The 13,276-nt window shown below is 63.0% G+C and carries 20 protein-coding genes; 10 read left to right on the top strand and 10 right to left on the bottom strand.

Annotated features, from left to right (window positions below; genetic code table 11):
• Window positions 1–110: 110 nt before the first annotated feature.
• Entirely contained in the window at window positions 111–1,613 is a 1,503-nt protein-coding gene (locus ABEA23_RS05305) for a SulP family inorganic anion transporter (protein WP_345477028.1), read from the top strand.
• Window positions 1,614–1,638: 25 nt separating this feature from the next.
• On the opposite strand, the gene ABEA23_RS05300 is transcribed toward ABEA23_RS05305, so the two are convergent.
• The gene (locus ABEA23_RS05300) at window positions 1,639–2,100 is read right to left on the bottom strand and encodes a winged helix-turn-helix transcriptional regulator (protein WP_345477027.1); all 462 of its coding nucleotides are present in this window, start codon (window positions 2,098–2,100) and stop codon (window positions 1,639–1,641) included.
• 174 nt (window positions 2,101–2,274) lie between these two features.
• On the opposite strand from ABEA23_RS05300, the gene ABEA23_RS05295 reads away from it, so the two are divergent.
• A complete protein-coding gene (locus tag ABEA23_RS05295) occupies window positions 2,275–2,838 on the top strand; it encodes a dihydrofolate reductase family protein (protein WP_345477026.1) in 564 nt (187 codons plus the stop codon).
• Window positions 2,839–2,850: 12 nt separating this feature from the next.
• Here ABEA23_RS05295 and ABEA23_RS05290 read toward each other — a convergent pair whose 3' ends face one another.
• Window positions 2,851–3,210, bottom strand: a complete 360-nt coding sequence (locus ABEA23_RS05290; protein WP_345477025.1) for a VOC family protein — start codon at window positions 3,208–3,210, stop codon at window positions 2,851–2,853.
• Between the two features lie 91 nt (window positions 3,211–3,301).
• On the bottom strand, window positions 3,302–4,006 hold the full coding sequence (locus tag ABEA23_RS05285) for a hypothetical protein (RefSeq protein ID WP_345477024.1): 705 nt from the start codon (window positions 4,004–4,006) through the stop codon (window positions 3,302–3,304).
• Between the two features lie 167 nt (window positions 4,007–4,173).
• Here ABEA23_RS05285 and ABEA23_RS05280 point away from each other — a divergent pair, with 167 nt between their 5' ends.
• The 4 genes from ABEA23_RS05280 (at window position 4,174) to ABEA23_RS05265 (ending at window position 6,706) form a co-directional block, all read left to right on the top strand.
• Entirely contained in the window at window positions 4,174–4,863 is a 690-nt protein-coding gene (locus tag ABEA23_RS05280; protein WP_345477023.1) for a histidine phosphatase family protein, read from the top strand.
• A gap of 47 nt (window positions 4,864–4,910) precedes the next feature.
• Entirely contained in the window at window positions 4,911–5,459 is a 549-nt protein-coding gene (locus ABEA23_RS05275; protein WP_345477022.1) for a DUF3090 domain-containing protein, read from the top strand.
• Window positions 5,459–6,226, top strand: a complete 768-nt coding sequence (locus ABEA23_RS05270; RefSeq protein WP_345477021.1) for an SCO1664 family protein — start codon at window positions 5,459–5,461, stop codon at window positions 6,224–6,226. The genes ABEA23_RS05275 and ABEA23_RS05270 overlap by 1 nt, the downstream gene beginning before the upstream one ends.
• A 111-nt stretch (window positions 6,227–6,337) precedes the next feature.
• Window positions 6,338–6,706, top strand: coding sequence for a hypothetical protein (locus ABEA23_RS05265; RefSeq protein WP_345477020.1), 369 nt, complete (start codon window positions 6,338–6,340; stop codon window positions 6,704–6,706).
• Window positions 6,707–6,746: 40 nt separating this feature from the next.
• Here ABEA23_RS05265 and ABEA23_RS05260 read toward each other — a convergent pair whose 3' ends face one another.
• The gene (locus tag ABEA23_RS05260; protein WP_345477019.1) at window positions 6,747–7,109 is read right to left on the bottom strand and encodes a zinc ribbon domain-containing protein YjdM; all 363 of its coding nucleotides are present in this window, start codon (window positions 7,107–7,109) and stop codon (window positions 6,747–6,749) included.
• A 69-nt stretch (window positions 7,110–7,178) separates the two neighbouring features.
• Between ABEA23_RS05260 and ABEA23_RS05255 the strand changes: the two genes are divergently transcribed.
• The gene (locus tag ABEA23_RS05255; RefSeq protein ID WP_345477018.1) at window positions 7,179–7,430 is read left to right on the top strand and encodes a DUF1272 domain-containing protein; all 252 of its coding nucleotides are present in this window, start codon (window positions 7,179–7,181) and stop codon (window positions 7,428–7,430) included.
• A 60-nt stretch (window positions 7,431–7,490) separates the two neighbouring features.
• On the opposite strand, the gene ABEA23_RS05250 is transcribed toward ABEA23_RS05255, so the two are convergent.
• From ABEA23_RS05250 to ABEA23_RS05235, 4 genes are all read right to left on the bottom strand, one after another.
• Window positions 7,491–7,748, bottom strand: coding sequence for a type II toxin-antitoxin system RelE family toxin (locus ABEA23_RS05250; RefSeq protein WP_345477017.1), 258 nt, complete (start codon window positions 7,746–7,748; stop codon window positions 7,491–7,493).
• A gap of 9 nt (window positions 7,749–7,757) precedes the next feature.
• Window positions 7,758–8,003, bottom strand: coding sequence for a type II toxin-antitoxin system prevent-host-death family antitoxin (locus ABEA23_RS05245; RefSeq protein WP_345477016.1), 246 nt, complete (start codon window positions 8,001–8,003; stop codon window positions 7,758–7,760).
• A 78-nt stretch (window positions 8,004–8,081) separates the two neighbouring features.
• Window positions 8,082–8,927 (bottom strand): SMODS domain-containing nucleotidyltransferase, encoded by an 846-nt coding sequence (locus ABEA23_RS05240; RefSeq protein WP_345477015.1) that lies wholly within the window; start codon window positions 8,925–8,927, stop codon window positions 8,082–8,084.
• Window positions 8,924–9,442, bottom strand: coding sequence for an SLATT domain-containing protein (locus ABEA23_RS05235; RefSeq protein WP_345477014.1), 519 nt, complete (start codon window positions 9,440–9,442; stop codon window positions 8,924–8,926). The genes ABEA23_RS05240 and ABEA23_RS05235 overlap by 4 nt, the downstream gene beginning before the upstream one ends.
• 161 nt (window positions 9,443–9,603) lie before the next feature.
• On the opposite strand from ABEA23_RS05235, the gene ABEA23_RS05230 reads away from it, so the two are divergent.
• On the top strand, window positions 9,604–10,338 hold the full coding sequence (locus tag ABEA23_RS05230) for a hypothetical protein (RefSeq protein ID WP_345477013.1): 735 nt from the start codon (window positions 9,604–9,606) through the stop codon (window positions 10,336–10,338).
• Window positions 10,339–10,352: 14 nt separating this feature from the next.
• Here the strand turns inward: ABEA23_RS05230 and ABEA23_RS05225 are convergent, their stop codons facing one another.
• Window positions 10,353–10,991, bottom strand: coding sequence for a hypothetical protein (locus ABEA23_RS05225; protein ID WP_345477012.1), 639 nt, complete (start codon window positions 10,989–10,991; stop codon window positions 10,353–10,355).
• A gap of 93 nt (window positions 10,992–11,084) precedes the next feature.
• Here ABEA23_RS05225 and ABEA23_RS05220 point away from each other — a divergent pair, with 93 nt between their 5' ends.
• Window positions 11,085–11,225: a hypothetical protein gene (locus ABEA23_RS05220; protein ID WP_345477011.1), complete on the top strand. Its 141-nt coding sequence runs from the start codon at window positions 11,085–11,087 to the stop codon at window positions 11,223–11,225.
• Window positions 11,226–11,832: 607 nt separating this feature from the next.
• Here the strand turns inward: ABEA23_RS05220 and ABEA23_RS05215 are convergent.
• A complete protein-coding gene (locus ABEA23_RS05215) occupies window positions 11,833–12,987 on the bottom strand; it encodes a hypothetical protein (protein WP_345477010.1) in 1,155 nt (384 codons plus the stop codon).
• A gap of 110 nt (window positions 12,988–13,097) precedes the next feature.
• On the opposite strand from ABEA23_RS05215, the gene ABEA23_RS05210 reads away from it, so the two are divergent.
• Window positions 13,098–13,229 (top strand): hypothetical protein, encoded by a 132-nt coding sequence (locus tag ABEA23_RS05210; RefSeq protein WP_345477009.1) that lies wholly within the window; start codon window positions 13,098–13,100, stop codon window positions 13,227–13,229.
• Window positions 13,230–13,276 lie beyond the last annotated feature (47 nt).

Genomic DNA, 13,276 nt, shown 5'->3' with positions numbered 1-13,276 from the left:
CGCGTGATGCCGAATTTATCAGCAAACGGAGTCGCTGAGGAAGATCTGCGCGGACTTCGGCGCCCGTCGTCGCACCTTGTAATCCTCCGGTGTATGAGAGTCTTTTAGTCATGCCCCTTGCAACACCACCTGCACAACCCCTGCCTGCTGAACGCCAATCGGTGCTGCGCACCCTGCGCTCCCCCAGGCTGCTCAAGGTAGAAATCCTGGCGGGGCTGGTGACCGCCCTGGCGCTGATCCCGGAGTCCATGGCATTTGCCATCATCGCCGGTGTAGATCCCCGCGTGGGCCTCTACGCGTCGGTGGTCATGGCCATCAGTATTGCCTTTGTGGGTGGGCGGCCCGCCATGGTCTCTGGCGGAGCCGGAGCGACTGCTTTGGTGATCGCACCGCTGGTGGCGGCCTATGGACTCGATTACTTCATCGCCGCAGTGATTCTGGCCGGGGTGTTTCAGGTACTGCTGGCGGTGGTGGGGGTGGCCAAGCTGATGCGGTTCATCCCGCGGTCAGTGATGATCGGCTTCGTCAACGGCCTGGCCATCCTGATCTTCTCCTCCCAATTCCCCGAGCTCATCGGCGTGCCCGGGCTGGTATACCCACTGGTTGGCCTGGGGCTGCTGATCGTGTTCCTTTTCCCCAAGCTGACCCGGGCGGTGCCGGCACCGTTCGTGACCATCGTGGTGCTGACAGTGATCACCGCGAGCTTCGCATTGGCTGTCCCCACAGTCTCTGACCGCGGTGAGCTGCCGGAGAACCTGCCGCAGCTGTTCATCCCCGAGGTGCCTTTGAGCTTGGAGACTTTCCAGATCATCGCCCTCTATGCACTGGGTATGGCCTTTGTGGGGCTGCTGGAGTCGTTGATGACCGGCAAGTTGGTCGATGACATCACCGACACCCACTCGAATAAGACGCGTGAATCCTGGGGGCAGGGAGTCTCGAACATGCTCTCCGGGTTCACCGGCGGCATGGGCGGCTGCGCGATGATCGGCCAGACCATGATCAATGTGAAAGCTGCAGGAGCTCGCACCCGGATCTCCACGTTCCTCGCCGGGGTTTTCATTCTGGTCCTTGTCCTGGCGATGGGCGAGGTGGTCGGCATGATCCCGATGGCCGCGCTTGTGGCAGTGATGGTGTTCGTCTCCTTCATCACCTTCGACTGGCACAGCATCGCTCCAGGCACACTGAGGGCCATGCCCAAGTCTGAGACGACCGTGATGCTGGTGACCACTGCGACGACCGTCATCACGCACAACCTCGCAATTGGTGTGGGGGTTGGTGTCCTCACCGCCATGGTGCTCTTCGCCCACCGGGTCTCCCGGTTCGCTCAGGTCCATCGGGAAGAGCACGACGGCGACTCGGTCACCTACCGCGTAGAAGGCGAGCTGTTCTTCGCCTCCTCGAACGATCTTTACTACCAGTTCGACTACGCAGAGGACCCCGAGCATGTGGTCATCAATTTCACTGATTCCCACCTGTGGGATGCCTCGACCGTGGCGGCCTTGGACTCGGTTGTCCACAAGTATGAGAGTTACGGCAAATACGTGGAGGTCACTGGCCTGAACGAGGCCAGCGCGCAAATGCGTGAGCGCCTGACCGGCCGCTTGGGCTCTTGAGGTCCTGACAGCTTATCGCTGGGAGTTAGTCCGGAAGCGCCGAGAGACGTGCCTGGTAAGCCGAGGTCAGCTCGGCGAGCACGCCGTCGTCGGGGAAGACTCCATCACGCAGATGCACTTCACGCAGCTCGTCCATGAACCGCGACCACAGTTCAGGGCCACCATCGGCTAGCAGCTCAGCGCGGACTTCGAGTTCGGCTGTAGTCGGCAGCCAGCGCGATCCCCAGACTCCGAGCTGCGCCAACACCGGTACAAGTTGAATCGCCGGTTCAGTCAGACGGTAGTCGATTTTCTGCTGATGACTGGGGTCTTCGTGGCGGCTGAGCAGGCCAACGTCCGACATGCGCTTGAGTCGGTCCGCGAGCACATTGGAAGCGATCCCCTCCTCGGAATGTCGCTGCAGCTCCCGGAAACGCCGATGCCGCCCGAAGATGATGTCGCGCAGCACCACGAGGGTCCATCGATCCCCTAGCACCTCGACAGCCATATTGATCGGACATCCAGACCTGCCATCTGGAACACGTAGCTCTGTCACATGAACCGGTTGTGTCACGCAATCAGTCTAGCTAGACTCGCAACTGATCCTAATAAGCAATCAGTTTTAGGTTGCAAGGCACTGCATCACTGGGTCCCGCGCTCAGCGGCATCACTAGGGAGAGTCATGGGAAGTCTGATCTATTCGATGATCGTTTCGCTGGACGGGTACGTCGCTGACAGCAACGGTGAGTTTGCTTCCTGGGCCCAGCCGGACGAGCAAGTACTGGCAGCGATCAATGAAGAAACCACTTCAGTCAGCACCTACCTGCTGGGAAGGCGGATGTACGAGATGATGGCGGTCTGGGAAACCGACCCTGAAGTCATTGAGCAGTCGCCTGAATCCACGCGATTCGCCGAAGTGTGGCAACAGGCTCAGAAGGTTGTTTACTCCCGCACCCTTAGGTCGGTACAGACCTCACGTACGCAGCTGCGCTCGCATTTCGACCCCGATGAGGTTGCGCAGATCAAGGCAGAGACGAACGGGGATGTCACTATTGACGGCCCAACGTTGGCTGCGGAGGGGATTCGACATGGGCTCGTGGACCGCATCGACGTTCTCCTGTGCCCGGTGACGACCGGCGGTGGATTGCGGTTCTTACCAGATCACAGGCTCAACCTGGCGCTGCGGCATGAGCAGAAATTCGACAACGGCATGGTTCAGCTGCGCTACGAAGTACTCACTGGGTAGCGATCACCGGGCCTAAGCCTCGGCGTAGACGCCCAGTCGATTCCCGCTGGGATCAGTGAACTCGAAACGTCGCCCGCCGGGGAAATCATAGGGTTCTGCCGTGATGCTCCCTCCGGCGGCGCGGACGGCATCAACCGTGGCGTCCAGATCTTCGGAAAAGAGAAGCACGAGCGGACCTCCACTTTGAGGCGCCGTGCCGGCGTCCAAACCACCGATTTCACCCTCCCCGTCCGGTGATTTAATCCCGCTGTACGTCGGCCCGTAGTCGTTGAACTCCCATCCAAACGCAGACTCGTAGAACGCGCGGGTCGCGGCGAGGTCCTTGACCGCGAACTCGACGTAACTGATGGCATGATGCTTCTGTACAGGCATGGCGACACCTCAAGGGATAGGGACTCGACTTTCTGAGTATTGCAGGCGAGTCCGACGACGTGAAGTACTGAGCCACCTCTGAACTTTCCGTTCAGGGTTGTCCCTGACCCCCGGCGTCCACCGGCTGCTCTCCGCGCAGGTAGAACGCTCCGAGTGAGCCCGCGAGAGTGGCGAAGACGCCAACGGAGTACACCGCGAGCACCAACTGCACCGCCTTGGAGAGTGGGTCCTCGGTCGTGATCCCTGTACCGGTCACCGTCGCCATGGCGGCTTCATACAGCGCGCTGCCGTAGCTGGAGTGAGCTTCGAAGGCGTACAGGAGCTGACTTGCCGCCAGGATGACGACTCCAGTCACCGCAGCCAGCCATCCGATGCGGCTCGAAAGGAGCCTCCCCGCCGAACGGGAACCGCGGACTCCAGCCGAGAGAATGCTGCCCACCCTGGCCACACGTGCCACGCGCAGCAACCGCACTGCCTGCAGCGCTCTGACGAACCGAAGGAACGGCACAAGGAGAAAGATCACCTGCCACCAGTTGCGCCGCCAGAAGGTGGCCTGGAAACGGGCGATATATGCACGGAGGACGAACTCTGCGACGAAGACCGCCCAGAACCCCCATCCGGCGATCATAAGGGCCATGCTCCACCCCGGCTCCGTCACCAGCAGCTGCCCCAGGAACACAAACAGAAAGAGCACTCCGAGCAGACCCATAGGGCGGTCCAGGCGAGCGGCGAGCACTTCTGCGGCCTTCACGCGCTCGGCCTGCTCCTCTTCTTGCTGCGTCGGTGTCCTGTTCACGGTCTGATGACCTCCAAGGCCGAGGGTGAGGGGTGTCCTGAGACCACTTTAAGAGCCTTCGAGCCGGTTGAGGCTCTCACGCCGCCCACGCGTTGCCGGCTGTCACTCATCTGAGGCGGCGCGCGCTGGCGTTCAGCCCGCTGTCCCCCGGTGGATAGGCTGGCTGGATGGCAACAGTTCTCCTCGTGCGGCACGGCCGCACCACAGCAAATGCCACTGGTCTGCTGGCCGGTCGAACCGCTGGCGTCAGACTGGACGACGTTGGGTGCGACCAAGCGGCTCTCACCGCAGACCGGCTCGCCGCCGTTCCCCTGGTCGCGGTGGTGTCCAGCCCGCTTGAGCGTTGTCAGCAGACCGCCCAATACATCCTGGATCGTCAGGTCGGCACCCCCTACGCGCCGGTTGATCACGGTCTCACCGAATGCGACTACGGTCAGTGGCAAGGCCGCACGCTCGCCGAACTCGCGACCGATGACCTGTGGCCAAAGGTGCAGACGCAGCCATCCGCCGTCGTCTTTCCCGAGGGTGAATCAATGGCCGAAATGCAGGCTCGGTCGGTGGCAGCGATTCGCCGCCACGATGCGGCCTTCGAAGCCGAACACGGGCCTGAGGCAGTGTGGGCTGCGGTCAGCCACGGTGACATCATCAAATCGATACTCGCCGACGCGCTGGGCATGCACCTGGACCTGTTCCAACGCATCACCGTGGGCCCGGCCTCAGTATCGATCGTGCGCTACTCCGCGGACCGGCCGAACGTCTACGCGATCAACACCGAGGCAGGTGAACTGTCGTGGCTGTCGAAGGGCATCCAGTCCGGCGATGCGCCCGTGGGCGGCGGCGCAGGGCACAGGGCATAAGGCTTTAGGCATAAGCACTGCGAACCGGCTGCACCTAGAATTGGGACATGCCTACACGTGTTCACGAGTTTGACTGGCCTGATCGGGCCGTCGTCGGCACCATAGGCCCTCCGGGGGCGCGCACGTTCTATCTGCAGGTGCGCTCGGGAAAGCAACTGCTGAGCATCGCCCTGGAGAAGCAGCAGTCGGCTCTGCTCGCGGAGATGATCGACGATCTCCTCGACCAGCTGATCGCCGTTGAAGGCAACCCCTTCAGCGTTCCCACGAGCACTCCGGTTGAACTTGTCGACAATGATCAGCTCGAGGCAGTTCAGGAGCGCTTCCGCACCGGCGCCATGCGCCTAGGCTGGGATCCCACCACGGCCCAGGTCGTCATAGAGGCCTACCCCATCGCAGATGCCGAGGACTACGACGAGTCGTCGGAGGAGGACGGCGCTGACGAGACCGAAAAGCTGTTGGTGCGGATGCCCGTGGGCACCGCTCGCGCCTTTGCGAAGCGCACACTTGAGGTCGTAGGTGCAGGCCGCCCCGCGTGCCCGCTGTGCGGTTACCCCATGGATGCCGACGGCCATACCTGTACGCTTCCCGAGCGCTGATGTCGACGACGGACCTCGTCACCGCCGAACTGACGCTCACCGGGCGCATCAGGACGGCTTCGAACGCCACATTCTTAGGCAGCATAGGCGAGGTGACCGTGGTCTATAAACCCATAGCGGGTGAGAGTCCGCTGTGGGACTTCCCCGACGGCACCCTCGCGCACCGGGAAGTGGCCGCTTACCTGGTCTCGGAGACGCTGGGGTGGGACGTGGTTCCGCACACCTGGCTGCGCGATGGCCCCCTGGGCGAAGGTATGGTGCAGCTCTGGCAGGAGCAAGACCGGAATCACAGCGCCGTCGATCTGGTGGCAACGGATGATGCGCCCACCACTGGCTGGAAGCACGTTCTTGAAGGACAAGACCAGGACGGACGGATGGTCACCCTCATCCATGAGGACTCGCAGGCGCTGCGGCGTATGGCGGTGTTTGATCTGATCGTCAACAACGCCGACCGCAAGGGGGACCACGTTCTTGCCATGACGGACGGCCACCGGTACGGCGTGGACCATGGGCTCACCTTCCATCAGGACCACAAGCTGCGCACGGTCCTATGGGGATGGGTGGGAGACGGGCTGACCGGCGACGAGCTCGACGGCGTCGATCGTGTCAGCGAAGGGCTGCATGGTGACCTGGGACGACACCTAGCGGACTTGCTCAGCGCCGAGGAGATAGCGGCATTCGCTGCTCGCTGCGCCAGCCTGCGATCATCAAGTCAGTTTCCCGCTCCCAACGGTGAGATGCCCGCAGTTCCGTGGCCGCTGTTCTGAGCAAGGCACAGGTACTTGAACTCAACAGTGTTCAGGAGAAACCACCCCTCCAGATCTCCCGGCTGACCTGCACCCTGTGCAGGACACGCGGGTTGAACTAGAGTGCACCCCATGTCGGTCTCCACGAACGCTGCCCTTACCGTCGTCGCCGATGCTGTTGGAGCGGTCTCTGTGGGACTCGGCGGCTTCCTGGCTATCGCACCACTCACGGGCGGGCGGCGACTAGGCCTGGAGGAGACCACCCTCGAAGGTCGGCGCATACTGGGCACCGCAGATCTCGCCCTCGGCATCGCGATCATTGCTGGCAGGTCGTCGCCTCAACGATGGCGTACCGTGGCGGCGCGATCTTTGCTCCACCTAGTGTTCGCACGCGAGTACATGCGCAATATCCGCAAGCGTCACGCCGTCGGTATGTGCGCCCTTTTCGCTGTCGACGCGGGAATAGCTCTCGGGCTTCGGAAAGAACAGCGCTCGGCCTGACCGTGCGACCCCGCTCAGAACTGCAGATCCATACTGCAGCTTAGGAAGCCTTCTTCACCACACTCGATTCGAGCTGCATGCGACCGAAACCGGGCACGGACGCGTTGAAGTCGTGATCACCGACTCCGTCTTCGATAAGAAGAATGCCCTTGACTTTGGTCCCGGCTTTAATGGTGCCCGATCCGGCACCCTTCACCTTGAGGTCTTTCGCGATGGTGACAGTGTCTCCATCTTTAAGCGGGTTGCCCACTGAATCGCGAATCGCCACCTGGGAGTCAGCGGCTACCTCCACTTCCACCTCAGGCGACCACTCGTAGCCATCCATAGGGCAAACCAGCAGCCCGCCCTGCTCGTAGGTGTACTCCGAGCCACACTGCGGACAGGGCGGCAGCTGATCAGACATTGAACTTGAACTCGACCAAGTTCAGAACCAAATCAACATCTGACCGCACCAGCCCCATAAACTGTCATCATGCTCGAGCTGCGACCGAACTGCGAGTGCTGCGATCGCGACCTCGCGCCCACGGACCCCGACGTCTACATCTGCACCTTCGAATGCACCTGGTGCGAGGATTGCGCACGGAATCGCTTCGGGCTGGCCTGTCCGAACTGCTCCGGCAACCTCACCCCTCGGCCAACCCGGCCGGAGAGCGCCCTTGCCACACACCCGCTGCCCACCACTCGGATCCTCAATCCCGACTGCCTGGCAATGCATCCCGGTTGACCGCCAGCGCCCCACAGTACTAACGCATACCTGACTGCCCGAACTCAAAGCCGGACCTCTTTATCGATAAACGTCGCGACGGTGCCCGGCTCGCAGCACGAGGATGACCAGCTCCCCGTCGTGCACCTCGTAGATCACGCGATAGTCGCCGACTCGGATTCGATACTCGCCCTCGCCACCTTTAAGCTGCGTGCAGCCCTGAGGCCTGGGATTCTCAGAGAGTTCCCCGATTGCCTGCAACAGCCGACGCGCGACCTGCCGGTCCAACTTGCGGAGAGTTTTAGCAGCAGAGGGGACGTAGCTGATGGAGTATGGCACTAGTCTGGATCAGTCGGCCAGCTCACGCACGAGATCTTCGTGAGAAACACGACCCTCTTCACGCCGCGCCTCAGCCGCGCTGCGGATATCTGCCTGGTCCTCCAACGCCTGAACCGCGCGGTCGTAGAACTCAGGGGAGACCACAACCGCACGTCGACCAGCCCCGCGTGAGGTGATCTCAACGGGGTCACGCTGGGCCGCAGCAAGCAGGTCTGCCTGACGGCTGCGGAACTGGGACAACGTCACGGAGGTCATGGATCAATCGTACAACTTGTACAAGTTGGCGACAACTCCGGAACACCTCATCCGTTGTTCGCCTAGACACGTAGCAGTTCAGCCTCCGAACAGCCTCCGCCAGTGCGCGACGCCGAGACTTGGATTGCCGTCTTGGGCAGCCTTGAGCGCGAGCGATGAGCTCTGGACGGCCTGCTCGATCTCGTACTTCGCGGCGATGGTGTCTACGAGGCCGCTCGCCCCGGTCGAGATACGTCGGCCGTAGCTGGTCGGGTCGTTCATCTCGCGCAGCGCATCGCCTGACAGGCTCTTGAAGAAGGAACGCAGGTCCCAGTCATAGATGATTGTCGGGTTGCTCAGTGCGTACTTCGCCACGCGCATCTCTAGATAGAAGGACGAGAGCGGCACGGAATTCCGTGCCTTCCACGTCTTGACCAAGCGGATCAGACTCTTCGCTTCGCTGTTCGTCTTCTTCTGTACGTCATTGACGTAGTCGAGGTGGACGGCAGGGTTGCTCTGGATCCAGCCAGTGCCATCCGGGTCGGGGATGTCGTAGTCATCCGTGTCACGGAAGTACGCCGGGGTGATCTCGACGGAAGGTCCGGAGTCGAAGTACCTGAGGTTCACGGCCGGTCGGTCGGTGCGCACGAATGCGCTGGACACGCCGCGCGCCAAGGACGACCGGAGCTCTTCCAGGGCGGACCATGAAGCACTGGGGCGCGAACCGCTCATGGTGACGAAGTAGTCGACGTCGCTGTGCTTGCTGATGGCGGTCCCGTGTTGCCACGAGCCCGTCTCGCGCATCCGGATGATGTCGAGGTCTTTCCTCAACCAATCCTCGAGGGACGCGCGGTGGGACGCTGCCTTCTTCCGAGCCTCCTCGTCAGGTGTCACCTCACGGAGAACCTCTTCCAGGTAGGCGCACGCATCACGATCGGTGTTCATGCGTCCGCCTCGAAGGCCTGCCCGCCGTCAAGCTCGATGTTCTTCTTCGCACGGTCATAAGCCCACCTCGGGATCAGGTCGGCGGATCGGTCGAGCGCGGCGGCTCGATCTGCCAGCGCGTTGAGCTCGCTGGCAAGATCCTGCGGATCGCCCTGCGGAACCGTAATTCCTTGAAACCGTTGCGCATCGTTGCGCAGTGTCGTGTACCCGGTTCCCGCGGCCTGCGCCCGCTCTGCCAGCCGGTCGGGTCGGGCGGACGCCAGCACCGTCGTAGAGATCGCCGCGAGCACAGCGAAGACGGCCGACCATGCCTGTGCGCCATCGGCGAACGTGATCACGGCCGTCGCCGAACTGAGCCCGGCCGCGAGTACCGCGAGGCACCAATGAACCAGACGCCACCGCTTCGCCGCCTCGAACTGGCCCTGCGCCGAGAAGACCGCGCTCTCGTGGATGCGAGACGCTTCGGCGCGGATCGCGCCGCGCTGCGGTTCAGAATCCTCCACGCCGTCGCCCATCTGTACCCCCTGGGTGTTGGTCCGGTGCGCGCCACCGACGACAGGCGCTCTCGCGTGTCCCAATGCTAACAATGAGGCACCACGCAATGCCGTGCCGGCTATGTCATACAAGGGCCGAGTCGGTCGACCCTAGCGACGGTCCGACCGGGCACGATGGAGTCATGGAGGCGGGCGACGAGGTTTACATGCGGGACGATCAGAACGCTTTCGGATTCGTGCCGAACCTTACGTATTCCGACTTGATGCGAATCGCGAACTTCGCCGAGACGCTCGGGTACGACACGAAGATCCGGGACCCCGGGTACACCCTCAAAGAGGTCCAGAAACGACTGCGCGAGGACGGCCCGAGCGCTTTCCTCCGGCTCACGCGACTAGAGGAGGACGTCTCCCCCAAAGCTCCCCCGAAGCAGGCCACCCAGTACGTCGCCGAACGCCTAGAACGCCTAGCCCCGCAGGACGAGCTCATTATCACTGACCCGTACCTCTTCTCGAGCAGCGCGAGGAAGGACATCGAGGCTTACTCACAGTCCGTGGCTGACCTGATCGCTCCGCTCCTCGCCGACGGCGCGAAGCTCATCGCCATCGTGGACAAGGACGCGTCGCACCGCGAAGTCCGCGACGCGGTACTCGCTCGGCTCGCTGCCACACGCGACGACACCGACATCCGCGTAGCGAAGTCCAAGGACTTCCACGATCGGTTCTGGATCGCCGACCGATGTCGTGGCGTGATCATGGGCACATCGCTGTACAAGATCGGGCGCAAGATCTTCTTCATGGACACTCTGAGCGACAGCGACGTCGCGGCAGTGCTCGCAGAAACAGACGCCGCGTTGGATCTCGCGAAGGTCGCTACGGAGCATTCTCTGCCGACACCGCCGGGGGTCCGGCGTAGCTGACGTTCTCTGGATGACTATCCGCTACGCACAATCTTTCCCATGCCCTTCGACTCGGCGAATTCGAAGAGGCAAACGTGCGTGACGTACGCGAATTCGATGAGCCAAGCGTAGGCCGTCAATTTCTCCTCGTCGCTCTTGAATCGAGGAGCAGTCTGGAAGGTGAATTCATTCCCTTCGCCGACGCGCATGTTCGCGAAGTGACTGATTGAGCTCGGGTGCGCGTACTTGCTGAGCTGGTCGTAGACCTGCCGGAAGTTCTTGAAGCGCCCGCTCCGATCGGCATGGCTCGTGATTTTACCGATCGGAACGCCCCGCCCCTCGAGGTCGTTCCACAGCCTCTCGGCCCGGGCGGGATGATCGGTCAGATACAGAGCTGCCGCGCACTGTTCGATGTAGGCGCGGAGAAGCGTGAACGCTGCGTGCGGATTGTTCGAGTTGACGGCTTCGAGCGCCGCCTCATGGAACGCTTGGGCGCGCGCGACCATTCCAGCGACGATGAGGTGGTCGACGGTGATGTCGCCTTCGCGGATCACTGAACGAGCGACCTGCAGCAGGTAGTCGCGTGCCTTCGTGGCACGCTCGCGACCGGATTCTTCGTCAGTCACTCCATACTTTTCGAGCAGGCTCGTCTCTTCGTGCGCACGCGATTCCATACGCTCACGGTAATACAGGCATCCGCTCGGTCCGCGTCACGATTCAGCGCGTGGTTGTTCACAGCGCGCCGCGCTCCTTGGATCATGGAGAGCATGAGCAAAGGACGGCGAGGACAATTCACGGTTGAAGGCCACGAGTTCGCGGGCTGGATGCCGGCCAAGGAGCTGACGGCCGACGAGCAGGACGCGATCGAGCGCCTCGAGGACGCGATGAACGACCGCTCCCTCGGTTAAGAGGTCCACCAGTCCTTGGAGCGGCAGGGCAAGCAGTTCGAGGGCGACCTCGCCCACGTGTGAATGCGGCTGGAAGGGCCTCCCAGACGGCTGACTCCCGCCTTCATCACGCGGGCGGCTGACTGAGCAGCAGCACATCTCGCACCGCCACCAGGCGGAGATAGACAGGATCGTCGGGCACCAGGCGGCCCAGATGGCCGCCGCGGCGCAATGGCTCCGCGAGCGCGCCGACCACCTCGCCAAGGTGGACTACTACGACGGCGACGAGCGGCCGGAGCCGGCGCAGGTGGGCGCGCGCGGAGCTGCTGAGCTTCGGAGTGCCGCGACGCGACGTGGGCGGCGATGGACACCTCCTCGCCGCTCTCACGAGCGAAGCGTACATTCACCGGCCACAGGACGTCGAGGAGTTCTGCCCCGCCACGTTCGGCGACCCGTGCCCGGTCGCAGACAGGTTCCAACACCGCGACGTCGGAGACGGAGCTTTCGTCCACGCGGGGTCGTCGTCCGCCGCGAGTGCGTGGCCTGCACGGATGAGGACAATCAGCCGGCTGAGCACCCCCTGCGAGGAGTACCGGGCCGTCCTCGAGGCGCTGGGGCCGTCGCAGCGCTAGTGCTGCGACTTCTCGGCGAACCGGCGGGCGTCGTTGCGCATCGCTTCCAGCTTGGCGTAGTTGCTCAGCACGATCTCGGGCTCATAGGTCTGGGTCATCTTCAACTGCCGCATCCGAGCGAGCACCTCCTGGTCCGTCAGGCTTTCCAGCCACGCATCGATCTGCTCGGCGCTCGGAGCATCATCCATCTGAGCCAGCGTCTCCACCATGTCGCTGCGCACGATCTCCGCGCCAAGGCGATCGTTGTGGAGCTGAGCCGCAGAGGTCGTCACTCCAGACGCCAGCGCGTCGCGCTCGTCGTCGTGACCGACGGTGATTTCGTACCTGCACGGCAGTGCCGGGGAGGGCTGCTCAGTGCCGGTGACCAAACGCGGGATCGCCTGCGTCCGAACCCATGAGGCCAGGTCGTCGAGCTCTCGCATCAGCACCGGCCATCGCTTCGTGCGCGGTCGGTTGATCCCGATCGTCGGGAACAGCGCGACGGGCACCCTCGTCCCCAAGGGCGTCTCCGCGATCACCTCACCGACTTGCAGAGGCGCCTCGGGACGGCGCTCGACGTCGGCCAGGGACGGCGGCGTGCGGTCTTCCCGGTGGATGGCGGCGAGCCGTACGGCGGTGATCGCCGGTGCTCGGTGCTTCGAGTGGTTCGTGTGCAGGACGAGCAGTGCCAGAGGGTGGCTCTCCGGATCCCGCACCCGGCGAAAGGGCTGCAGGCCCTCGATGCGCCGGAGGACCTCACTGCCCCGTTGCAGAGACGGCGGGCCGTTCTTCGCACGGCTTCTGACCCACTTCTGGAAGTCGTCGTAGGTGCGTGTAGCGGGCATCTCGACGACCTTGGCCGCCTTCTCATCGAGCTCGCCGTCCCGGAACTCGATCTCCGCGAACAGCGAGTGCTCGATGGCGTTGCGCAGCGCCACCAGCGCGTCAGCGACCAGCAGCGGCACCTTCCGTGGGATCGGCGCGACGCCGGTGACGACGGTCCGGCTGTGCGTCGCGCCGACCTCTTCCTGAAGCCTAAGGATGCCGTCCGGCTGCGTCTGGTAGCCATAGAGGATCTCTGCGGCCTGAGCGATGAGCTCATCAGCGTGCGCAAGCGTCGCCCCGACGCCGAGGTGACGGTCGGAAAGCCACGTATAGGTCTGAGTCGTCACGGCAAGGTCCTCTCGCGCCAAATTCTAGATGCGATCACGACTTCGGCGCGATCTGCACCATCTCGTGGTCGATGGTCTTCTCCCCGCGCGGGTGCGGGAAGAGCCGCACGGTGCAGAAGAAGTCGGAGAAGTCCGGGACCCCGTCGTCAGTAGACCCCTCGCACTTGGACTGGAACCCGAACTTCTTCGGGACGATGAACGTCGAGACCCCGCAGAACTCTCAGAACAGGTTCGCCGTGTAGCTCTCTGCCATGCCCTGATTACTCCTTCGAGCCCAGTGGTTAATCCA

It is taken from the genome of Nesterenkonia rhizosphaerae (genome assembly GCF_039544555.1).
Lineage (GTDB): Bacteria > Actinomycetota > Actinomycetes > Actinomycetales > Micrococcaceae > Nesterenkonia > Nesterenkonia rhizosphaerae.
This window is presented reverse-complemented; position numbering and strand designations above follow the sequence as displayed.